The organism is Pontibacter diazotrophicus, from assembly GCF_003367245.1.
GTDB classification, from domain to species: domain Bacteria; phylum Bacteroidota; class Bacteroidia; order Cytophagales; family Hymenobacteraceae; genus Pontibacter; species Pontibacter diazotrophicus.
Window position 1 is genome coordinate 141,254 of sequence record NZ_QRGR01000014.1, and the last position, 23,981, is coordinate 165,234.

At 49.4% G+C, this 23,981-nt stretch carries 11 protein-coding genes; 4 read left to right on the forward strand and 7 right to left on the reverse strand.

Translation table 11 applies throughout. The annotated features are described in order from the left end of the window. Positions 1-138 precede the first annotated feature (138 nt). Positions 139-6,255 carry a PKD domain-containing protein gene (locus DXT99_RS14325; RefSeq protein ID WP_115566252.1) on the forward strand — a complete coding sequence of 2,039 codons (6,117 nt, stop codon included), beginning with the start codon at positions 139-141 and terminating at the stop codon, positions 6,253-6,255. 100 nt (positions 6,256-6,355) lie between these two features. Here the strand turns inward: DXT99_RS14325 and DXT99_RS14330 are convergent, their stop codons facing one another. From DXT99_RS14330 to DXT99_RS14345, 4 genes are all read right to left on the reverse strand, one after another. Further along, a complete protein-coding gene (locus DXT99_RS14330; RefSeq protein WP_147294230.1) occupies positions 6,356-6,790 on the reverse strand; it encodes a response regulator in 435 nt (144 codons plus the stop codon). Between the two features lie 77 nt (positions 6,791-6,867). Continuing rightward, complete coding sequence (locus DXT99_RS14335; RefSeq protein ID WP_115566254.1) at positions 6,868-8,004, reverse strand: sensor histidine kinase; 1,137 nt, start codon at positions 8,002-8,004, stop codon at positions 6,868-6,870. Between the two features lie 629 nt (positions 8,005-8,633). Continuing rightward, entirely contained in the window at positions 8,634-12,257 is a 3,624-nt protein-coding gene (locus tag DXT99_RS14340) for an SBBP repeat-containing protein (RefSeq protein WP_181885134.1), read from the reverse strand. Positions 12,258-12,810: 553 nt separating this feature from the next. Beyond that, positions 12,811-15,042: an efflux RND transporter permease subunit gene (locus DXT99_RS14345; protein WP_115566256.1), complete on the reverse strand. Its 2,232-nt coding sequence runs from the start codon at positions 15,040-15,042 to the stop codon at positions 12,811-12,813. Between the two features lie 43 nt (positions 15,043-15,085). Between DXT99_RS14345 and DXT99_RS14350 the strand changes: the two genes are divergently transcribed. The 3 genes from DXT99_RS14350 to DXT99_RS14360 are packed head-to-tail and all read left to right on the forward strand — an operon-like array spanning position 15,086 to position 19,618. After that, entirely contained in the window at positions 15,086-15,979 is an 894-nt protein-coding gene (locus DXT99_RS14350; RefSeq protein WP_115566257.1) for a UbiA family prenyltransferase, read from the forward strand. Between the two features lie 4 nt (positions 15,980-15,983). After that, positions 15,984-18,554: a PEP/pyruvate-binding domain-containing protein gene (locus DXT99_RS14355; RefSeq protein ID WP_115566258.1), complete on the forward strand. Its 2,571-nt coding sequence runs from the start codon at positions 15,984-15,986 to the stop codon at positions 18,552-18,554. Next, on the forward strand, positions 18,551-19,618 hold the full coding sequence (locus tag DXT99_RS14360; protein ID WP_115566259.1) for a hypothetical protein: 1,068 nt from the start codon (positions 18,551-18,553) through the stop codon (positions 19,616-19,618). The genes DXT99_RS14355 and DXT99_RS14360 overlap by 4 nt, the downstream gene beginning before the upstream one ends. On the opposite strand, the gene DXT99_RS14365 is transcribed toward DXT99_RS14360, so the two are convergent. From DXT99_RS14365 to DXT99_RS14375, 3 genes are all read right to left on the reverse strand, one after another. Beyond that, a complete protein-coding gene (locus tag DXT99_RS14365) occupies positions 19,570-20,763 on the reverse strand; it encodes an aminoglycoside phosphotransferase family protein (protein WP_115566260.1) in 1,194 nt (397 codons plus the stop codon). The genes DXT99_RS14360 and DXT99_RS14365 overlap by 49 nt on opposite strands. A gap of 415 nt (positions 20,764-21,178) precedes the next feature. Further along, positions 21,179-22,294 carry a DUF3419 family protein gene (locus DXT99_RS14370; RefSeq protein WP_115566261.1) on the reverse strand — a complete coding sequence of 372 codons (1,116 nt, stop codon included), beginning with the start codon at positions 22,292-22,294 and terminating at the stop codon, positions 21,179-21,181. Continuing rightward, a complete protein-coding gene (locus DXT99_RS14375) occupies positions 22,295-23,743 on the reverse strand; it encodes an AMP-binding protein (protein ID WP_115566262.1) in 1,449 nt (482 codons plus the stop codon). Between the last annotated feature and the right edge of the window lie 238 nt (positions 23,744-23,981).

Consider the following 23,981-nt stretch of genomic DNA (forward strand, 5'->3'; position numbering starts at 1 on the left):
TGATTCTATAAACTCCTTCCTCTACAGCTATGTGTCATCGCAAAAAATTGCAGGATATTAAAATGCTTGCGTGATATGTATTTGGATTATTTTTTTTATGCCGCTTCGATTATAATCTGATTGTAAAACACACACCCTATGAGCAAAACGTTTACTACCCGCTCTGTCTGGAAAACTGTTTTCTGGATATGCACAATTATCTTTCTCTTATTTGCTGTTCCTGATAGCTGGGCACAAACAAACGATAAGCCTACAAAAGAAAAGAAGAAGAAGGCAAAGCTCCCTCCGGAAGACCTAACCGGTGTGATGTTGGCAAATATACAATATAGTTTTTCTTCCAGCGGCCTGCAGGGGGTGTCTTTGGTTAACCCGACCTCCCTGCAGTTTGGCCCTGACGGCAGGCTCTATGTCTCGCAGCAGAACGGCATCATCAAAGCGTTTACTGTTGTAAGAAACGCTGCGAACGACTATGCTGTCACTGCGACAGAGACTATCGGCTTGATAAACCAAATTGCCAACTACAACGATGACGGCGCCCTCAACACAAACGTCAAGACACGCCAGGTAACAGGCATTCTTATGACAGGCACTGCCGCACAGCCTGTCCTCTATGTCAGCTCAAGCGACAGCCGGATTGGCGGCGGCTCATCCTCCGGTGACAAGAACCTCGACACCAACTCAGGCATCGTGTCCCGGTTGACCAAAACCAGCAGCGGATGGCAGAAGGTGGACCTGGTCAAGGGCCTGCCCCGCTCAGAGGAGAACCACGCCGTGAACGGGATGCAACTGGATGAGCAGACAAACACGCTCTACCTGGCGGTGGGGGGCTTTACCAATGCGGGTTCCCCATCCAACAATTTCGCTTTCATCACAGAATATGCCCTGGGGGCGGCTATACTCTCCATCGATTTAGATGCCATAGAGGCTATGCCTACACAGGGAAGCGGCAGTTCGGCTTACAAGTATAATTTGCCGACTTTAGACGACCCTACCAGGGCCAACAATCCGGACGGCTCGGACGTGAATGACCCTTTCGGCGGCAACGACGGGCTGAACCAGGCAAAGCTGGTAGCGGGCGGCCCCGTGCAGGTGTTTTCCCCAGGCTACCGCAATGCCTATGACTTAGTCATCACCAAGACTCCCGGAAATGAAGGCAGGATGTACACCATCGACAACGGGGCGAACGGTGGCTGGGGCGGGCATCCGGAGAACGAAGGGTCTGACGGTAGAGTAACGAATAACTATGTTAGTGGTGAGCCAGGGTCTACAGGGCCCGGCCCTAACGACCCGAAGGTCAACAACCTGGATAACCTGCACTACATCGGAAACATCAACACCTACGTGCCTGGCAGCCACTATGCCGGCCACCCAGCGCCTACGCGTGCCAACCCTGCCGGGGCAGGCCTTTACACCCATGACGGTACAACAGGCGTATGGCGCACCAGCAAGACAGGCACTCACCCCTTGCCGGCAGACTGGCCTCCTGTGCCTTTGGCGATGGCGAACCCGGTTGAGGGGGATTTCCAGAACCCCGGTGAAACAGACCTGGCGCTGCTCACATTCTCCACCTCCACCAATGGGCTGGTGGAATACACCGCCTCTAATTTTGACGGTTCTATGCAAGGAGCTTTATTGGCTGCCGGCTATAACGGAAACATCTTTAAGATAAATTTAACCGAAGATGGAAGTAATGTAACAAATCTAAAATCGAGTACTAATAAGCTAAATCAAGACATCGCTTTTGCTTCGGGCTTTGGTTCCCAGCCACTGGATGTTACAGCACAGGGAGACGCTGATATTTTCCCGGGTTCGGTGTGGGCTGCTACCTACGGGTCTGATGTAATCACCATATTCGAACCGCAGGATTTTTCAACTTGTTCTGGTATCTACAGCACTACGATGGATGATGATGCGGACGGCTACTCCAACGCTGACGAGATAGACAATGCCACTAACCCCTGTTCGGCCTCCAGTATGCCCATGGACTCTGACCAGGATTTGCTTTCAGACCTCAATGACCCTGATGATGACAACGATGGATTGGGTGACGATGTCGATTATTTTGCGTTAGATGCCAACAACGGCCTTTCCACCTATCTCCCCATTGAGTATGATCTGTTCAACAACCATCCGGGTACCGGGCTTTTCGGTTTAGGGTTCGATGGCCTTATGAGCAACATGCAACCGGAGAACGACTACTATAACCTCTATGAAGAGGAGAACCTGATTGCCGGCGGGGCCGTGGGTGCTTTTTCTGTGGTGGCAGTTTCAGCCGGTGACGCACTGGGTGCTTTGAACAACCAGGAGAACGCCTTCCAGTTCGGGGTGAATGTTAATGCCGCAACGGGGGCCTTCACGGTGCAGACCGGCATGCTGGGGCCGTTTTTTGATAATCAGGCTCCGCAGGGCGCACAGTCACAGGGGCTCTACATCGGCACAGGCGACCAGGATAATTACCTGAAGATAACCCTGAATGCAAACAGCGGGCAGGGCGGAATAGAAGTGGTATACGAGAATGCGGGGCAGCCTATCTCCCAGCAGTTTGCATTGATCGGGGGAATGCCTGGCTCATCTCTCGAACTCTTTTTGTCTGTAGATCCGGCTGCGGGGACAGTTCAGCCTAAGTACAGCCAGGATGGGGGAGCAGTTATAAACTTAGGGACCCCTGTTCAGGTTAGCGGCGCACTGTTAGAGGCCATACAGGGGGCGCCGGCCCTGGCTGTTGGTATCATTTCTACTTCACGTGATGCTGGATCCTTTACTGCCACATGGGATTTGATAAAGGTAACTACTGATCCTGTAACAACTACAGGTAGTTGGCAAGCAGACATTCCTACCAGTGGTGCTCCTACGGCAAGGCATGAAAACGCTTTTGTACAGGCAGGAGACAAGTTTTACCTCTTGGGTGGCCGGGGAGTAAAGCCAGTTCAGGTATATGACCCGGCAACTAAAACCTGGGCAAACAAAGCCAGCACCCCTATAGAGCTTCACCACTTCCAGGCAGTTACCATTGACGGCTTAATATATGTGGCAGGAGCTTTTACAGGAGGTTATCCATATGAAAAGCCTGTGCCTAAGGTGTATATCTATAATCCTGTAACAGATAAATGGCTGGATGGGCCTACAATACCGGAAACCAGACGCAGGGGGTCGGCAGGAGTAGTGGTGCATAACAAGAAAATTTACCTGGTTAGTGGTATTACAGATGGGCATAGTTCCGGACATGTCGCCTGGTTCGACGAGTATGATCTGCTCACTAATACTTGGAAAACACTACCAGACGCTCCCCGGGCAAGAGACCATTACCATGCAGCAGTAATCAATAACAAACTGTACCTGGCTGGTGGTCGCCGTTCATCAGATGCCACAGGCGAAACATTCAAATTAACAGTACCGGAGGTAGACGTTTTTGATTTTGAAACAAATAAATGGGAAACGCTCCCCAGCAGTAGTAACATACCAACGCAAAGAGCCGGTACAGCCACTGCTGTGCTCGGAGATGAGTTGCTTGTGATTGGAGGCGAAAGTGGTTCACAGTCAACAGCTCATGTGGAAACAGAAGCCTTCAACGTGCGGACAAATTCCTGGCGAAGGTTAGCAGACCTGGTAAGGGGCAGACACGGCACACAAGCCATCACGAGCAACAACGGCATCTATATTGTTGCGGGTTCTGGCAGCAGGGGGGGGAGCCCCGAGTTAAGTTCTCAGGAAGCGTTTTATATGTTTGCACCATCTACGCCTGATGGTTTTGCATTAACAGAAAGTAAATTGAATGCTCCATCATCAGTAAGTTTTGGAGCAGTTGATGTCAATGCGAGCAGTAGCAAAACTATTACGATAAGCAACTCGGAAGGCAACCAGGATATAGCTGTATCTGCTATCACAATAAAAGACGCCAGTTCCTTTTCCTATAGTGCTCCTTATTCATTTCCTTTTCTTCTTCCTGTCGGACAGAGTCTGGATATAACCGTAACATTCAGCCCCACTACATCGGAGGCACAAAAAGCGGAAATGTTAATTACCCATTCCGGGGTAAACGGAAGTACCGCTGTTGCCTTAAATGGAGAATCAGGTGCTATAGCGGCTTCACCCGGCAGCGTTCACTTCTTTTCGCAGCAGGCAGGTACTACCTCTGAAGCACAGATTGTGACTTTGACTAATAATGCAACAACCTCAGTGGAGATCTCTTCTGTTTCCATAGCAGGAGCGAACAGCAGTGATTTTGCTCATAATTTTTTGCAGCCAGTTATATTAGAAGCAGAAGCATCCACAAGTGTGATGATAACTTTTTTGCCCGCCTCACCAGGAACAAAAGTAGCCGGGCTAAGTATCAAACATTCTGGAAGTACTACGCCATTAGAAGTTGGTTTAACCGGGGAAGGAATTGATAACACCAGTGGTACGGCTGCTGTTTACCGCATTAACACCGGGGGTAAAGAGTTGGTAAACTCTATCGGCACCTTTGCCGCAGACAACTATTTCTCGCCTGTACCAGGCTATACCCACTCTACATCAACTGCCATTACAGGTACTGAGGATGGTGCCATGTATCAGACCGAGCGCTCAACCGACACTAACAATGGCACCTTCAGTTACACCCTTCCTGTCAGCAACGGGCAATACACAGTGGTGCTGCACTTTGCTGAGATATTTTGGTCAGGTGCAGGGCAGCGTGTATTCGACGTTAGCCTGGAAGGAGTGAAGGTACTAGACAATTATGACATCGTTAAGAAAGCGGGGGGGCAGTTTAAAGCCATCAAGGAGACCTTTACAGTAAATGTGTCGGATGGCAACCTGAATATGTACTTCAGCGCTTTGACCAGCGACGGCGGCGTGAACAGACCGAAAGTGTCAGCTATAGAGGTCAAGGCATCATCAGGCATGAACCAGGCGCCAATGGTCGACGCCGGCCCTGACATGATTGTCACCCTGCCCACCAACAGCGTGCAGTTGAGCGGCTCAGGCACTGACACAGACGGCACCATCAGCAGCTACAGCTGGAGTCAGGTGAGCGGCCCGGGCACAGCCACCTTCAGCAGCAAAACAGTGGCTTCCCCCACAGTGAGCGGGCTGGTGGAGGGCGACTACACCTTCCGCCTTACAGTGACTGACAACGGAGAACTTAGCGCCACGGATGAGGTCAGAGTGTTGGTAAGCCCAGCAGCCCCTGTGAACCAGGCGCCTGTTGCCGACGCCGGTTCAGACATAACTATCACGCTCCCTGTCAACAGCGTGGCGCTGAGCGGCTCGGGCACTGACACTGACGGCACTATCAGCAGCTATAGCTGGAGCCAGGTGAGCGGACCGGGCACGGCCACCTTCAGCAGCAGAACAGTGGCTTCCCCCACAGTGAGTGCTTTGGTGGAGGGCGCTTATGTCTTCCGTCTGACAGTGACTGACAACGGGGGCGCCAAGGCCACGGATGATGTTACAGTGACGGTGCGCCCTGCCACTACGACCGCCTGCACTGCCTCGGGCACCATCCTGCGCGAGCACTGGGGCGGGGTAACGGGCAGCAGCGTGGCCGACATCCCGCTGCAGGCCACGCCGTCCAGCACCAGCCAGCTGCCCCTGTTCGAGGCGCCGAGCGGGCTTGGCAGCAGCTACGGGGCGCGGGTGCGGGGCTACATCTGCCCGCCGCAGACGGGCAGCTACACCTTCTTCATCGCCTCCGACGACAACTCGGAGCTGTGGCTGAGCACCGACGAGAACCCCGGCAACAGGCAGAAGATAGCCTCTGTGAGCGGCTGGACCAATGCCCGCGACTGGAACAAGTACGCCTCGCAGAAGTCAGCGGCCATCCAGCTGGAGGCGGGCAGGAAGTACTACATCGAGGCGCTGCACAAGCAAAGCTGGGGAGCAGACAACCTGGCCGTAGGGTGGCAGCTGCCTGATGGGACACAGGAAAGGCCCATCCCCGGCGGCAGGCTGTCCCCTTATATGTCTGCCACGGCTCATTCGACCTCGATCATACAACCTGCATCCCTGACCAACGGCATGTTGCCTGATGACGGTGTTGTCGTGGTTCCGAATCCTTTTACATCTTCTGTCACTATTTATCTCTCTGGGGAGGCAAGTAAAGTGGAGTACCTGACAATAGCTGATTTAGCGGGAAGAGTGGTCTATGAGCAAGCGGTGAAGGCCACCGAAAGTGAACTCCACCTCTCGTTGCCACAGCTGAATATCGGGCTTTATATCCTGAACCTTCAGGACAGCAGTGGGATTAAAAAAAGTATAAAGCTGATAAAACAGTAATGCTGACGGCAAAAACAGACCAGCCCCTCCATTGGTTAATGGAGGGGCTGGTCTGTTTTTGCCGTCAGCTAAAGTTTATAACGTATACAGTATAAGCCTTTCAATCAGAAGGTAGAATGTCTCTTAAAATTTCCAGAGTTAAAGGTTTGGTGATAAAACCTGCAACAGGATATTGTTTAGCCCTATCTTTGTCTTTGGAAAGAAATGAGCTGCTACACACAAAAATTTTTGTACGGCTTAGGTCCAGTTCTGCGGATTTTGTTGCTATCTCCAAGAACTGAAAGCCATCCATTAATGGCATTTTTATGTCCAGAAAGATTAGTTCAGGCAATTTTTTACCTTCAGCTGCAAACGCCTGTAAAATTTCAAGCGCTTGCTGTCCATTATTAGCCGTAATGATATCTTTCCCGACTCCGGCTTTTTGTAAGATTTTTTTTGATACAAAACACCAGTTATCATCGTCATCTACTACCAATACTACATTTATCTGTTGCCATTTTTCTGGCTTTGTAACCATTGTGCTTTGTTGTTCCACCTCCTTAACCTGTATTAAACCTGTATTAGTAGAATAGAAATCGCGGTAAAATTAAGTAATATATTTGCTCCTGATTTCTACATGTCTTCTTTAAAATAAATCTTGAATTCCGTACCGATCCCTTTTTTACTTTCCACCTCTATCTTACCACCGGCGTTTTCTACTATCCTTTTAACCATAAAAAGTCCGATTCCGGTGCCTTCAACATGTTCATGAAAACGCTTAAACATGGTAAATAGATGCTCATGATGAAGCTCGTCGATGCCCACGCCATTATCTTCTACACTTAACACTACATAAGGTTCTTCTAATTGGGTATGAATTTTAATGATACAGTCACGTTCCGGCGATTGGAATTTAATGGCATTGCTGATGAGGTTGTATAGAATGCTTCTCAAATTCTTCTTTGAGAACCTGAGCTGATACACCTTGAAATCTGTCTGAATGAAACATACATTCAGTTCAGTAGGATAGCCTAAATCAGCAATTATATCTTCATAAACTTCCTTAATATTAATTATTTCATCGGTTAAACCTTCGCTGACGTCATTCTGTAACCTGCTAACCACTGTTAGATCTTCGATAGTACTTTTGAAGCGGCTGATAGACGTCAGCACCCGTTGCAAAATCTCATCTGTTTCAGTACTAAGGCAGTCAGATTCGGTTAATTCTTCTTTTAACAGCTTTGTCAGTGCTTCGATATTAGCAATAGGGGAACGCAAATCATGAGAGGCTGTATAGACAAAGTTATCCAGGTCATGGTTTATTTTTTGTAGTTCTTTGTTTTTATGCTCTAAAGCACCTTGCTGCCGTTCGGCCAGTTTGTCCTGCAGTTCTTTTTGTTTACTGATATCACCGGTAATCTTAGTGTAGCCCACATGCTGCCCATCAGCAGAGAAAATAGGAGTAAGCGTAACGGTAGCCCAAAATAGGGAATCATCTTTGCGTTTGCGCCAGGCCTCAACATCATAGGAACCTTTCTCTAAGGCAATATCTAATTCCTGTTCGGGTACCCCAGCCTGCTGGTATTCATACGGGTGCAAAATACCATAAAACTGTCCTACAATTTCTTTTTCAGTATAGCCCTTAAGGCGTTCAGCTCCTATGTTCCAGGCGGTAATAATGCCTTTTGTATCTGTTGCAAATATTGCATAATCCTTTATCTGGTTTATAAAAAAGGAGTTGATACTTTCTTCAGAATAATGTGGATCCATGATATCTAAAATTTCCTGCTACCTATCTTTTACTACAAAAGATACCAGAGGTTCTGCTCAGCATGAGTATAATTTTTTTACTGATGGTAAGCTTTTGGTAGCGGCTTCTGATTACAATAGTATCAAGATAAGCTTCACTTTACGTGATTCTAACGTAGAGAGATTTCTCTGAATGTAATTGTATACTAATGTTGAACTGCTGATGCATTATTCATTTTATTGAAAGGCTCTGTTGCCACTTCTGTTTGGATGTGCAATATCAGGAGGCGTATTGCTTTTTATTTTCCTGAATTCTGTTCTATGATATTGCAGTGAACAGAGGTTCCACTATAATTAAGAACCAGGCAATTATTGGAACGAGGGATATGCTTGAGTGCGCCTACATAGCCGAGGCAGAGCATGCAGTGCCAGTACTGTACTTTATAGATGCAAAAGAGGCTGCTTATGATGTAGCTAAATGAAGTATGTATGGCGGCAAAACGCTCGCCACAATTTCCCAGGAAGTTATTATTAGTGGCAGTAGATTCTGATATTAGAGTAATCTAGTATTTATTCAGAAGAAAAATATATACTTGCCAGGACAAAGCACCAGGCCGCCTCATGTTTCAGGAGGCCTGGTGCTTTATAGTTTAATGCTGTACAATTAGCTTTACTGTCTGCACTTTGCTGCCGGTTGTCAGGCGCGCCAGGTACAATCCTTTTGCCAGACTGCCTGCCCGCAGTTCATGCTCATAGCGCCTCTCGCTCTCTGCTGTTCCTGCGGCAATGCGCTGTACCAGCGTACCCTTCATGTCATAGAGGTCCAGGGTATAAGCAGTAGCGTCTTGCTCCAGGGCAAAGGCGAGGGTGGTGTGGTCAGAGAAAGCAGTAGGGTAGGCTTCCAGTCTCTGTTCATACTCCGCATACGCTAAACCGTTCCCGCTCACACTCCTGGTAATAGGCTTATGTATAACAATGAAACCTTGCCCAATCGCACTGCAGGGAGGCATGTTCAAGTCCATGCCGGAAGACAGGCAGGCTACCTGGTTGTCATATACAATAGCACCCTGGGAGCCATCCTCGTTGATGACCCATACCACAAGCCGGAATTTGTCTGCTTCCGTGTTTTCCTGGAACTGGCCATCTGTGGCAGCCACCAAATAGCCGAACTGACGGGAATCCGTAACGAATCCGCCTGAGTTATCTTCATAAGAAGCGGTGCCGCGGCCCCTGAAGTAGGCGGTGTTATCGGTGATGACAAGTGTCCTGTCGTCGATGCTTGTGCTTCTAAAGGCGAATGCACCAGCTTGAAGCGTAAAGTTGGTTGCACCCTGCACCGTGTTTTCAGCATCTTTTATATACCTGGCAGAAAAGCTCCAATGGGCTCTTTTGCTATCCTGCATAAACTCATAATCGCTATTAACAGGAGATTCTATCCAGCCATTTCCAGTCACAAAACCTGCTTCAGGGTCGAAAACGTGGACGTACATGACTGCCGTTATAGTAGGGCATCCTGCGTTACCACCGTAGGTGACCGCCACTTTGTAGAAATCAGGCACTGACGGCCAGGTGACAGCGACAGCCTCAGTACCCTGACCAGTAAAGTCAGTGTAAGCCATGCCGTCGCTATCTGTAATACTCCAGGTAAAGGAGCTGGCACCGGTGCCAGGGAGGGAGTAAAGCACGCCTGCTGTGCCGACCGCTGCAGTAGTACCGCCCGCTATGTCTGCCTCTGCCAATACCAGACATTGGCTGTATTTAATTGTCAGAAAGTCAACGCCAGTTTCAGCAACATCACTATAACCAGTGACAATGATATTCCCCCTGTTGTCAATAGCCATATCTACCGCTACATCAATACTTTCTCCCATACTGTCATAACGTTCCTCCCAGATCTGCTCGCCTGTTGCAGCGGCATAACGAACAGTGGCATAATCTATATTAGAATCATCAACTTGGCTCAGGCCTGTTACATACACACCACCGGAGTTGTCTACCATAATATCCCTTGGCGTATTATATACATTTGGAGAGCCCTCATATCGTTGTACCCATAGCTGCTCTCCCGTGGCGGCATCGTAACGGATGGTGGCATAGTCAGAATTGTAAGAAAGCCCCTCACTCGAGCCGGTCACATACACGCCACCGGAATTATCCAAGGCAATTGCGATAGCCCATTCGTAGCCATCAACGGGGCCATCGTAATGCTGTGCCCAAATTTGCTCACCAGTGGTGGAGTAGTGGACAGTGGCAAAATCCGTTGTGTAATTACTGAAGCCACTGGAACCGGTTACATAGACGCCGCTTTTGTCAGCAGCTATGCCGATGGCATTATCTACTCCTTTGTCAGGGCCAACATAGCGCCTCACCCACATCTGCTCTCCCGTGGAGGCATCATAACGGATGGTGGCATAGTCCGAATTATATTCTGTTCCGAGACTAGAGCCGGTGACATATACCCCTCCTGCATTATCAACGGCAATGGCAGTGGCTACATCATAGATATTGAGGGACCCATCATAGTGCTGCACCCACGACTGCTCTCCCGTAATTGCGTCGTAGCGGACGGTTGCGTAGTCAGAATCAAGGTTTAACCCTGTGCTCAAACCAGTTACATACACTCCCCTGGAATTGTCGACGGCGATGGCGTAAGCCTGGTCATAGTTGTTAGAAGGGCCATCGTAACGTTGTACCCAGGCCTGCTCCCCAGTGGAGGCGTCGTAACGGATGGTGAGGTAATCGCCGTTGCTGTGGCCGGTAACAAATACGTTCCCCTCGTTGTCAACGGCTATATCTGCTGCTATGGAATAGTTCTCGTACTGCACTACCCAGAGCTGCTCGCCTGAAGGAGAATACTTAACGGTGGTTAACTGGCTAAAATTTTCCTGTTTCATGCTGGTTCCTGCCACGTAACTGTTTCCCTCTGCATCCACGGCCACAGACACAGAATAATCATCCGAATTGTCTGCACCAGCCAATCGCTGTATCCAGGTCTGTTCGCCTGTGCTTGTGGCATAGCGAACGGTGGCGTAGTCGGAGGACCATTCACTGTCGAGGCTGGAGCCTGTGACGATGACACCAGCATTTCCGACGGCCATTGCCGTGGCCTGCTCCTCACTACCGGCTGGCCCATTATAACGCTGCACCCATGTCTGTGCACCTGTAGTTGCATCGTAACGGACGGTGGCGTAATCTGTTATGAAATCCATGCCGCCACTGGATCCGGTTACGTAGACGCCACCGGCATTGTCCACGCCGACAGCTTTGGCATAGTCTGGGCTTTTGGCCGGGCTGTCATAATGCTGCACCCACATCTGTTCACCTGTAGTAGCTTCGTATCGGACAGTGGCAAAGTTTGTATTGCTATCAGGTCCAAAGCTATGACCAGTCACATATACGCCACCAGCATCGTCCACCGCGATTGCTGTGGCCTGATCGTGGCTTTTGCCCGTGCCGTCGTAACGCTGCACCCACGCCTGGTTGCCAGTGGTGGCGTCGTAGCGGATGGTGGCATAATCAGGGGCCTTATTCCTGCCGATGCTGGTTCCGGTCACATAAACGCCACCTATATTGTCAGCAGCAATGGCTACGGCCTGGTCATCGCCGCTGGCAGGACCATCATAGCGCTGCACCCATATCTGATTCCCTGTTTTGGCGTCATAACGGACCGTGGCGTAATCTGAAACAAATGCTGTATTATTGCTTATACCAGTCACATATATCCCACTGGCATTATCGTAGGCAATGGCGGTGGCTACATCAATATTATTTTCAGGACCGTTATAATGTTGTACCCATGTCTGTTCACCTGTAGCAGCATCATAACGAACGGTGGCATAGTCCGAAAAATGTTCTCCGATACTACTTCCGGTTACATAAACACCGCCGGTATTGTCTACGACAAGAGCATTTGCCTCATCGTAGCTGTTGGAGGGGCCGTCGTAATGCTGTACCCAGGTCTGATTGCCCGTCGCTGCATCGTAACGGATGGTGAGATAATCTCCGTTACTTTCTCCAGTAATGTATACCCCGCCTGAATTATCAACAGCAATGCCTCTGGCATTTGATATCTCCTGAACCGTTGCCTTCCAAAGCTGCTCCCCTGAGGAAGCGTATTTTACGGTAGTGATTCGGGAGAGAAAGTCTTGCCTTATACTGGTACCTGTCACGTAGCTATTCCCTTCCGCATCCATGGCCACCGATATTGCATAGTCACTTGAGTTGCCTGCCATGTTAAAACGTTGCTCCCACTCCAGCGTAGGCTGCTGAGCCATAGCTATTGTGCAAAACAGGCAGAGCACAGCCCCTGCCAAAGAATGTAAATATTTAGCCATTTCATTTAATGTTGTTTGTGAAAGGGAGAATTATGAGGCAGTAAGCAAGCCTACCATAATGGTAAGTACAGTATAGCACCGGAACGTAAGGGTAAATAAAAATATCCAGCTAATGCTGTGCAGATAATCAGGAATGAAAGTGAAGTTTATGTAATATATATGATTTTATTGTGATTAACGCATTCTGTATGCTTGTTTTTTTAATATAAAAGCGTGTGGCCAAAAAAGCATGGTAAACAGATTGAAGTAGACCGCGGGTGATGCGGCAGCTTTTATACTTTATCGGACAATTTATATTTCGCCTACTTCACAGGTTTTCTCAAATTTGGTGAAGCCAAGCAGAGCGGCTGTTCCTTTCACAAAGCGCAGGGCAATGCCGCCGGCAAGAGGGCGCTGCTTGTTCAACTCCAGATATAGTTACGATTAATTACAAAAATAATATAAATTTAACATCAAAATGTTGTGGAGTAAATAGATGGGAACCTTCCCAGAATTATTTGTCGAATTGCTTCAGAAGCAGCGGGAAGATAAAGAGTTGGCTGTAAAGGGCACCTGCAATGGCCAGGGTGGTGAGGATACCGAATAACTCCACCGTTTTGAGAGATCCGAAAATCATCAGTGCATAGCCAAAGAACAGCACCACGCTCGTGATGACAATAGCAGGGCCGACATGTATCATGGTGGAGAGACGGGACTCGGCGGCAGGTTGGCCGCTTTTGCGGCGCTGCCGGTAATGGTAAATAAAGTGAATGGTATCATCCACACAGAAGCTGAGCACAATCGCCGCTATACTGGCAGTAGCCGTGTCTAGGTAAATGCCCGCCCAGCCCATAAAGCCCAGCATCAGGAGAATCGGGAAGAAGTTCGGTATAAGAGAAAGTACAGCCAGTTTTAAATTTCGGATAAACAGCCACACCAGCAGAAAAACGAGCAGCAGGGCCAGCAGCAGACTGTTGACCTGCGAGGTGGTTACATACTGCACAATGTCGGCATACATGGGCTGATAGCCGGAGGGGGTAACGGTTGCCACTTTACCCAGTGTGGTAGAGGAGTACTGCAGGAGCGAATCCATTTTAGCATTTAATTCCCGGGCAGAAGACATAGCCCCGAAAATAGTGATACGGCCCGTTTGGGTAGGGGCGTGAATAAACTGCTCTGTTAGCTGAGGGTAATCTGTTGCCAATTGCTTTTGCACCTGTGTCAGGTAAAACTGGCTTTGCAGCATTCGGCTGCCTTTTTCTTTAAACTGCGCTTCCAGACCAGCCTGGTAAAGCGAGTGGAATCCGAATACCTGCCCGACGCCGCTTAACTGTCTGGCTGAGTCTGCAAAAGACAGGGCTGCCTGCACTACATCTTTATCTGATAGCTGCTTACCTTCTGCAGGTTGCACCAAAAGCTCCAGTGGCATGTACGGTCCCCAGGCAGCCTCCATGGCCTGGTGATCGGTTACAACAGTATGCTCCTGCGGGAAATAACCGAGGGTGTAGGTGTCACTCTTCAACCTGAACATCCCCATTATACTAACACTAACAAGCAAGAAGGAGAGCAGGGAGAAAAACTGCTGCCGCTGTAGCACAACGGTTAGCAAACGCGCCATTCCTGTGCTGGCTGCTTTTGTTGTCTTAGCAGCTGGTTTTGCGTGAGGGAGTATCAGAACGCCCAAAACAAAAGTAAGTAGCAGGCAAAGAAAAATACCCAGCGCAGCAAACACACCAAAACTTTGTAAAATAGCCATCGGGCTTACTGCCAAAGCCAGGAAACCTGCCATGGTGGTGAGGGAGGTAAAAAGGCAGGGCCTGAAAACTTTAGCCAGGGCAGCAAGCGCAGCCTCTTTCGGGGCTGAATTTTCCTGATTTAGCCGGGTAAGCTGATTCCGTTCATTCAGCACATGCAGCACGTCCATGATTCCAAGCAGAATAATGATAATGGGCAGGAGCGTGGTCATCAGGTTTAAGCGGTATCCCAGCGCACCATAGATTCCGAGCGTCAGGTAAGTGGCGAGGGCAACGGTGCCGAGAGCGTACACCAGCAGCAGCGCTTTCCGGTAGATAATCAGGATGAGCAGGAACATCATCAGGTAGCCTATCCCTAAAAAGAACCCGAAGTCCTGTTGTGAGAGTTTGTTCAGGCCTGCGAAAATTACGCCCACGCCTCCCAAATGATAGCTGCCATCAGCGAGGTATTTTGCTATCACCTGCTCTACATTGTCAATTATATCACCTCTTCTGATATCAAAATCAGGAAGGGATTTCAATATGATTAAGAAGCGGGCGGCATTATAGTTGTCGGTATAGAGTTGCTGGCGCAGGATGGGCTGTTCCGCTAATGTTTTCTTTAATTGTATTGTGTCGGCGTTGGCGGTAAGTAGTGGCCTGGTGGTAGAGCCAAGGGGGCTGTGAGTAGCGATGGTAGCATTGCCGGGCCCCAACACGCCTGCCACTTCCGGTATGGCCTCCAGTTCCTCGCTTAGCTTTATAAATGCGTTGAAATGCTTTTGCGAAAGCAGACTTTTTTTATCTTTGACTACCAGTATAATGACCTCGTCGTTGCCGAAGCGCTCCTGAAACGTGCGGTACGGAATAAGCGCCGGGTCATCTTCCAGAAACCATACGGTCAGGCTGTTGTCCACTACCAAGGCTGACTTCACGCCGGGCCACAGCAGTACGCAAACTACAGCGATAAGCAGTAGTAAAGCGTAACGGAACCTGTGTAGCAGACGAAGCATAAAAGCTATATATTTACCAAATATATCTAATTACAGTTATAGTATGGCAAGTAACCTGTGGGCTTATTTTAAAGAGCGATTCCCTGTCATCAACATGGCCTTGTTTGCCATTCTGTTCCTGACGGTGCATGCCGTGGCTACCTGGTTTTCGTCGGTTGCAGGGCCTTCTGCTTTTGGCTGGAAAGAGGTGCTTGGTATTGTGGCTACCATTTCTTTTTTCTATCGGCTGCGGGTGTTCGACGAAATAAAAGACTATGACCTGGATGCAATCAACCACCCGCAGCGGGTGCTGCAATCGGGGAGGGTGAGTATAAAGCAACTGGTGACACTAGCCATTGTTGGTGCGGTGCTGGAATTTGCCTGGGCCTGGATGATGGGGATTCCTACTTTTGTTTGCTGGGCTTTGGCGGTTGGTTATAGCTTGCTGATGCGGTACGAGTTTTTTGTAAGTGAATACCTGAAGAAGCGGCTGGTGCTGTATGCCATTACGCACATGCTCATCATGCCCCTCGTGATTCTCTGGATATGGTCCGCTTATGTTCAAAACTACGGTATCTCCACCACCTTTTTGATGCTGGCGATGCTGAGCCTGCTGGGTGGCTTTTCTTTTGAAATTGCCCGGAAGATACATGCACAGGAGGCCGAGCGGGAGCTGGTGGATTCCTATTCCAAGTCGATGGGCTATGTAGTGGCTATTGTAAGTGTGCTGGTCATCCTACTCCTGGGGATAGCGGTACAGAGTTACCTCCTTTGGATGCTGCAGGCACGGCTGTGGCCTTTTGTGCTGCTGGGGGTGCTGTACCTGGCTACCCTCAGCCTCTACCTTTTCTCTATCCGGAGGCCGCAGGAAAAAACGCTGAAGATGGCAGAAGTTTTTGTTTCCCTCTTCATGCTGGTGAGCTACCTTTCAATTATTGTGGAGGTTTATTTCAGGTAAAGCCATGCTCCTACAAAACCAGCATGAAGCAAAGAAATTTACTGTCGGCGGCAAAGCCAATGGGCTTTTCAGGCTTATAGGAAGTGGTTTTCCTGTACCGGATTTTGCGGTGATTCCAGCCGAGGTGTTTGATAAAGCCTTGAAGGGGCTGCCTGCAACCGAAGCCGGGGCTGTAAAACGGAAAAAGCAACTTCAAAATTTTACACTTCCTGCTTCTGTTTTATCTGCAATAGAAGCCTTGCTGAAAAGCTGGAAATTCCCGCAGCAGCCGGTGGTTGTGCGCTCTTCTATAGCCGATGAGGATGGGAAACAGTATGCTTTCCCGGGTATCATGGATTCTTACCTGAACCTGATCACCTTCGAAGATGTATTGGATGCCATCAGGAATTGTGCCGCCAGTGCTTACTCCGACAGGGCTCTTGCTTACCGTATAATGAAAGGCCTAACACAAGAAGCCAAACCCGCTGTTATCCTGCAGCGGCAGGTGCAGCCTGTTGCCAGCGGGGTAATGTTCTCCACCTTTCCGGAGTATCCGCAGGAACTGGCGATACATGCCAGTTGGGGATTTGGGGAGGGGTTGGTACAGGGAGCAGTGGATGCGGATGAGTTTTATTTCCTGAAGAGCACGGGTGTCGTCCATAGGAAAGTGCTGGCGCAGAAAGAGGCGCAACTTATATCAGAGGAGGCTGGTGGCTTACAAACGGCAGCCGTAGCAGAAGATATCCAAAAAGCAGCATGCCTGACAGCCCCACAGCTACAGGAACTTTACGCCATTGGAACGCACGTGGAGAAAGCATTCGGTTCCCCGCAGGATATAGAATTTGTTGTAAGCGAAGACGCTGTTTTTATCGTGCAGGCGCGACCTATCACACAGGCTATACCCGAAGTTATTGTATACGATAACTCCAACATACAGGAAAGCTACTGCGGCGTGACCACACCGCTCACCTTTAGCTTTGCCAGACGTGCTTATGCTACCGTATACCGGCAAACCATGCAGGTGCTGGGTTTGCCCCATCACATGATTCAGGCCCAGGAGCAGGTAGTCACGCAGTTGCTAGGCCTGGTTAAGGGAAGAATCTACTACAACATCAATAACTGGTACAGAGGGCTGCAACTGCTCCCGTCCTTCAAACAGAATAAAGCCGACATGGAGCGGATGATGGGCCTGGAAGAGCCAGTAGATTTCGTGGAGGACAGAGAGAAGACGCTACTGGAGAAAGCCAAGCTGTTGCCCGGCCTGTTAATCAACCTCTCCCGTTTGCTCTGGGCTTTCAGCAGGCTTCATCAAGCTGTACCCGCTTTTCATGCGCACTTTCAGAAACATTACAGTCAATTTTACCAGCAGCATTTACATCAGCTTGGTCCTGAAGAACTGTTAAACATGAAAAAGCAGCTGGACAGGGAACTGCTGCAAAACTGGACGACTCCCATCATCAATGATTTTTATGTGATGATGATGAACGGTAGGGTGGCTCGCAAGCTAAAGAAGGCAGACATACAGGACACAGATGAGTTTTTGAGCCGCTATCTCTCCGGGGATCACCAAATAGAAAGCACACAACCCACCCGTGCCATGCAGGCTTTGGCCCACCAGGCGTGGCCACTGGAAGAACTTTGCAATCTGATTCTTGCTTTACCGGAGGACGTCCATCAACAGGTACAGGAGAAATTTCCCGCTTTTCATGCGCAGGCAGAAGCTTTTATCGCCCAGTACGGCGACCGCACTGTGGGTGAACTGAAACTGGAAACGCAGACCATGCGCCTGCAGCCCCTCATTTTTTATAAGTACCTGCGCAACTACCTGGTATCCGATGCAGCTCCTGCGCCTGTGCAGGAGAGTAATACCAGCTTGAATGCTGAAGCCCGGGCAGAACTGCAGGAACTTTTGAAAGACAGCGGTTGGCTGTTTAGGAGAAAGTTATGGAAGAGCTTGGAGAAACTGCAACAGGCTATCCGCTACCGCGAATCTTTGCGATTAGAACGTACGCGCCTGTTTGGTATGTACAGGGCGCTGTACCTGCGCATGGGCACTTACCTGCAGGAGCAGGAAATGCTGAAAGCAGCCAGAGATGTTTTTTATCTGGAAGAGCAGGAAATTGAGCAGGCTTTGAAAGAAACTGCACAAGCAGATTTCAAAAGCAAAGTGCAGCACAGGAGCCTTGAGTTTAGTCTGTACAGAAAAGAAGACGTGCCTGCCAGGGTGGTAGTACCGAGTCCGCCTGTTATAGAGGAGACGTCTGGTGTTGAGGTTGCTGGAATGCTGCGGGGCACAGGTTGCTTCCAGGGAGTGGTAACAGGGGAGGTGCTGGTCATTACCGAACCGGGTGGCGACCTGAATGTATCCGGGAAAATTATTTGCGCGCTCCGCACCGATCCAGGTTGGGCAGCCCTGTTTCCTACCTGCCTGGGTGTGCTGATTGAAAAAGGGTCTTCGCTATCACACTCTGTTATTTTATTGCGGGAGCTAGGCATACCCACTATCATCAATGTGCCCGGACTAACAAAGCGCCTGAAGTCCGGGGAGCAGGTGCTGATGAATGGCAGCACAGGAGAAATACAAATTGTAACATGATAGAACGTTTCCCTTATACCGGCACCTTGCCAGAGCGTTTTTTTACACTAGTGCACCAACTATATGCGGAGCTTCCTTACAAGCAGAAAGAGGATAGTTCTGCAGTTCTGAGGCTTTTCGAACTGGAGTCAGAGCGAAACGAAATCATCGTATACATGGATCACCAGCAAATCCGGCTGGTAGGTATTTTCCCGCATGATGGGAGAGAGGCGCATTTCGGTTTCTGGGAAACAACAGACAACCTTCCATTGAACAGGCAGGCTTTTGCTTTACTCGAAGCAGATGCTGCCAAAAGAGGCAGGACAAGTATAACAGGCCCTCTGGACTTTAATACTTTTCAGCGGTACCGGTTGCGCTTGGCAGAGAAGCCTTCGTGGGGTGCTTTTGATCGGGAGCCGATCAACCCTTGCTACTATGGTGCGATACTGGAGCAATTGGGCTTTGAGCAAAAAATTACTTTTGAGAGCAGATGCATTCGAAAAGAGGACATACCTGCGGTATATTCAGATAAGAAGCTATTTCTGGAAGAACTGGAGAAGATACCTTATGACTTTGTACCTGTCACCCCCGAGGTCTGGCAGCAATTTGAGTCCGAAATATTTGAATTAGTGCAGCATGTATTTGGGAGCAACCCAGCCTATAAACCTGTTTCCCGGGAACAGTTTAACATGCTCTACAATAATGCTTACGCGCAGAAGCTTTGCCCGTACTCTTCAGTTCTATTCAGGCACAGAGCGTCCGGCAGGTTTGCAGCCATGAGCTTCTGCCACCCGAATTACCAGCCCCTGCTTTTACCAGTTTCCGTGTCGCCTACCTTTGCACAGGATTATCCCAGGCTGGCGAAAAAAGTACTGCTGGCCAAATCAGTAGGTGTGCATCCTGATTTCCGGGGGCAGGGGCTTATGAATTACCTGGGGGCCTATGGCATGCTCTGCTTTCAGGAGCTATACGAAGAGGTAATTTTCTGCCTCATGCGATCCGATAACTATTCTACACACTTTACCGACATGCTCCCTTACGAGTCGGCCAGGTATGCTTTATTTGAAAAGCCTGTGAGTATCTGACCCTGCTCAAGGGTATTGAAAAAGCTGTTCACTACGCGCGGCAGGAAAGGGTAGGGGCTCACGGAGTGCGCCATCATGTACATGCCCAGGCGGTGCAGGCCAAAATCGTAAGCGGCCAGGTAAAAGCCTCTGCGAAACTGTTCCTGGTCCTCAAACAGTCCTGTGAGCAGGTGCAGTTCTTTTCTGTAAGACTCCAGGTACTCCTCCCGCAATTGATATTTGTCCTCATCCAGCACAAAGCAAAGGAATTCCTGCACATCGTACTGGGGCACATGCCAGGTAGAAAGCTCCCAGTCATATACACAGAACTCCAGGCTTTCTCCATCCCTCTTGAAGCAGGTGTTTCGCGGGTTCAGGTCGTTGTGGACGAATGTCATAGGCATTCGCTCCAGTTCCTGCCAGTAAGCAGGAATCTGACGGATAGCATCCTGCAGAAGCTGCACACGCACGGGGGTATACAGTTCCGGAAAGCGCAGGGCCGCATTTTGCAGCAGTTCCTGCCACAGGGGGCTGAGGTCCTGCATATATACTGCAGAGGGCGCGTCTGACCAGTAGGTTTTATCCAGCGGGAGTTCTTTGTTTAAATGTGTGGCGTGCCAGGCGGCTGCTTGCTGCAGCGCAGCCCGGATGTGAGCATCCGTCCACTTTTCCGGTGTCTTGACGGAGTTCAGGAGCTCCACCTCCTCCAGGTACTCCATCAGAATCAGGTATGTTCCATTTTCCGGATCCGCGTGTAGGCCATATATCTCCGGCATCAGTTGATTATGTAGCTTTCCATATACCTCCAGCTCCCGCATGTGTGTGTGCTGGAAACCAGTAAGCGCTTTGTACCTCTCATACACTTCGGCAAGCTCACCGCCACAAGCTTGCGCCAGGCTGTTCAGCATGGCTACAATCGCATTCCCGTGCGGCTTCACTTTCAGCACCATGCGTCTCGTTTCTGATTTACCGCCTGCCTCATAGGTCACTTCCAGCCCAAAGTGGCCAATCAGCTTGTCTGTGTTGCCAGCAGTGAGCACCACCAGTATACTGGCGGAGTTGTCTACTGCCAGCGGCGTTACTTCCAGTACCCTGATATTTTGCTCCAGCGCATGCTCCCGCATGAGGTGCTGAATAAATGGCGCGGTAAAATAAATAGACTCCATGCTTGTGGTGGTTTAAAGTGAAAATACAATGAACATCATCTTGCTGCTGTGGCGGCTTCTACATAAAACTTCATCAGTTTACCTGCGAATCAAAACAATGGCAAGGCGTTCTTTACTTGGCCATATGAATAGTGGGTTCATATCCAGATGAATTAACCCACCCCTGGCCCCTCCGAGGAGGGGAGTTTTCTGCTATAATTACTTTCGCTCGCATCTCGCGAGTGTGTGTTATAATTGTGCCTCTGGCCAAGTAGAGTTGTAAATTCGACATCAATTTTAGACACAATTCTGAAAACTTGCGCCAGTTTAGATGTAGAATGAAACGACCCTCCGAGAAGGAACTCGCCCTCTGTTTTATTCCCCTCCTCGGAGGGGCAGGGGTGGGTAAAATTCTCCAGAGCACTTCATAATCTCCTCAACTTAGAGAAGTACTTGCCTCCGAAAACACATTTGCCTGCACCCGCACATTGCGGAAGTAAAAACAGGCATCTGTTTTGGAAAGTGCTGCTGAAAGTGGCGCATTCAGCCAGTTGTCAGCGGCTGTACCGGCGCCTTGCTCCTGTAGCAGATTCCAGAAAATCATGCGCAGGTCTCTATCCTGGGCAGCAAACAGCCGCTGGTATACCTGGTTGAATTCCGCATGGCTGGTGTACTCAAAGATGTTAGACAGGCTGGCCTTGTTCACTTGCCTGCCCTCCTCCGACAAAAGATAATCTATGGCCTCCGCGTTTACCACCTTCAGCTTGTGCAGTTGCCCTTGTAGCAGCTTAAAGCTCTGCTCCTGGTAACAAGGCGGCAGTATCTCAGGTGGTATTCCTGTTGGTCCGAAAAAGAAGAACCGGAAGAAGAAGTTGTTTTTTACCAGCTGGGAAGCTATCTGTGTTTGCAGCCGTTTATAGAAAGTAGTGCCGCCCGATTCTGCTGCATACTTAAACAGCTTCGGGTCGCGGCCCTTGCTCAGGTTTGCTTCATCAAAATAGAAGGTAAACTGCTCCTGGAAAGGAGTGTGGTGCAGTTCTTTCAAAAAGAAAAGGTATTGTGCCTCTACCTCCTCAAAGTCGATTAACTGCTTTAGCTTTTCCTGCAGGCTACTGTCTAATGTATGATAAAAGCCGTTGAGGTAAGTTTCCAGTTTTCCTGCTGCCATTAGTCCGTTGGGGTGGCATAGAAAGAAAGAGGACCAGTACCTGCGCATGTCCTCCGGTAAGGTCGCTTCTATTTGTCTCCAGGCTTCGGCTACACTTTCCGGACCATCCAGACCCAGGAGTGCCCGGAAAGCGGCGTAATCATATTGCAGGATGAGGTGCTTTTTGAACAGCAGCAGTTTGTTCTGCACCGGGTTCAGGTCAATGGCTGTGACGCTGGCAGGTGCTTTCAGGAGGGTATTCAGCACATTGCAGCCCGCCGAGGTAATAACCAGTACCTGGTCGTGCGGGTGTACCTCCAGCCCCCTATACAAGGTGTTACTGTCTTCCCAAACCAGGGAATAACGGATCCTGTCCAACTCCACATTGTAAAACTCCGAGTGCATCTATTTTAAATTAGCGTAAAGTATTTTAGAATGATGGCGCGCATCTACAGGTAATTCCTCTCTGAAGAGAATCTGGCGAATGATATGGGCGGGGAAATGCTGCTGCAATGCCTGCCTGATATCCGCCTCCTGTGCAGAGCCTTCTATGTAAATGTTAAATCCTTCAGCTGTTGCTAGTGCCGCAGCCCGGGCAATGCCCTGCTGGTGCAGGAGCACATGCTCCAGTTGGTAATGCTGCACGCTGCTGTGCAATTGCTCGTTTCCCTTGCGCCCCGTCAGGTAGAGCCTGTTCTCCTCATCCACATACCCGAAGTCTCCCGTGCTCAACCAGCTTTCTCTATCGGCTACGGCCACATGTGCCCCCCGCACTTTAAGTTCCCCAACACGATAAGCAGCACCGCCTGGTAAGACAATATCACCCATGGCCTCTATTTTATATTCCAGCGAAGGGTGTATCTTCCCAACAGCATACCCTTTATGAGGGACCTCTTTTTCAGGACCTGCCTTTCTGACCGCTATCGGTTCTGCTTCTGATGACCCGTAGATGATGTAAAACGTTGCCTGAGGAAAAAAACTTTTTAAGTCATGCACCAGCACTTCTGTCACAGGAGAGCCTCCGATACCGATTGCCTGCACCTGCGGTAGTGTGATATGTTGTTGCTGCAGGTAATTATACAGCTTTCTAAAATAAAACAAATTACCGGTTATTGTATCTACTTGCTGCTCTTTTATTTGCGCCACAATACGTTCCGGTTCCAGTTGAGTCAGGTCCGCCCAGGACAGGTCCGGTAAAACGCTGGTAATACCCAACGACAGGTTATGGAGCAGGATGTTCGGGAAGAGCGGGAAGTCGCGTTGCGTGGGCCAGGGCGGGAATATTTCTGTTAACACTTTGTGCTGTGCCTGCAACACGCAGTGGCTTCGGTAAATAGGTTTGGGCTTACCCGTAGAGCCGGAACTATGCGAGACAAGGGCAGGCTGCTCAGGAGAAACGGATGCCGGTGGCAACCAGACTGCAGCTGTGTCTGCTATTAGCTGGCTTACATAGAGTAGTTTAATCTGAAGTGTTTTAGCCAGCAACCTGAACAGGAGAGAAGGTTTAGTAGCTAGCAGTACAGTTTTAATGTTGCTGCTATATAATAGCCTGAAAAGAGCAATTTTAGAATTCCTGGCAGGTGGTAAAACGGGAATAGCACCAGTGGCCATCACTGCTAATAAAGCGCAAATCAGGTTAAAACCTACCGGAACCGCTAATAGCACCTTTTGCCCGTTCTGTACGGGTAGCACTTCCAAAGCCTGCCTGATAGCAGAAATCTGCGATTTTATGTCTTTGCCTGTATACGAAAGGGAGGTGTGGCCATTTCCGCCGCCCTTAGGCCAGATGATTAGCTCCCGATCCTGGTATGTATGAAGTGACTCATATATGTTCTGGAAAAAGTTGTGCATCATTGGCGGTGCGGCTCTGTTCTCTTGCGGCTGTTAAAGCAATATAAGATAAGAAAATAAAAGGGATTTCTGCGCCTCCAGTAGCTGTGCTTCTTGTTCTGATGCATCTCTTCTTCGTACGGACAGGTCGCGACCCAATGCCGTCAACTTAAGGGATTTTTCGTAAAACTCTGCAAAAGGCTAGGCATTATGAGTATTAAAAAAAGAACCTGGAGATTTTGAAGCGTTTGCGCGTCATGAT

Coding starts and splice junctions, on each gene's coding strand:
- DXT99_RS14325 (WP_115566252.1), top strand. CDS start 139: ATGAGCAAAACGTTTACTACCCGCTCTGTCTGGAAAACTGTTTTCTGG.
- DXT99_RS14335 (WP_115566254.1), bottom strand. CDS start 8,004: ATGGATCCACATTATTCTGAAGAAAGTATCAACTCCTTTTTTATAAAC.
- DXT99_RS14340 (WP_181885134.1), bottom strand. CDS start 12,257: ATGGCTCAGCAGCCTACGCTGGAGTGGGAGCAACGTTTTAACATGGCA.
- DXT99_RS14345 (WP_115566256.1), bottom strand. CDS start 15,042: ATGCTTCGTCTGCTACACAGGTTCCGTTACGCTTTACTACTGCTTATC.
- DXT99_RS14350 (WP_115566257.1), top strand. CDS start 15,086: ATGGCAAGTAACCTGTGGGCTTATTTTAAAGAGCGATTCCCTGTCATC.
- DXT99_RS14355 (WP_115566258.1), top strand. CDS start 15,984: ATGCTCCTACAAAACCAGCATGAAGCAAAGAAATTTACTGTCGGCGGC.
- DXT99_RS14360 (WP_115566259.1), top strand. CDS start 18,551: ATGATAGAACGTTTCCCTTATACCGGCACCTTGCCAGAGCGTTTTTTT.
- DXT99_RS14365 (WP_115566260.1), bottom strand. CDS start 20,763: ATGGAGTCTATTTATTTTACCGCGCCATTTATTCAGCACCTCATGCGG.
- DXT99_RS14370 (WP_115566261.1), bottom strand. CDS start 22,294: ATGCACTCGGAGTTTTACAATGTGGAGTTGGACAGGATCCGTTATTCC.
- DXT99_RS14375 (WP_115566262.1), bottom strand. CDS start 23,743: ATGATGCACAACTTTTTCCAGAACATATATGAGTCACTTCATACATAC.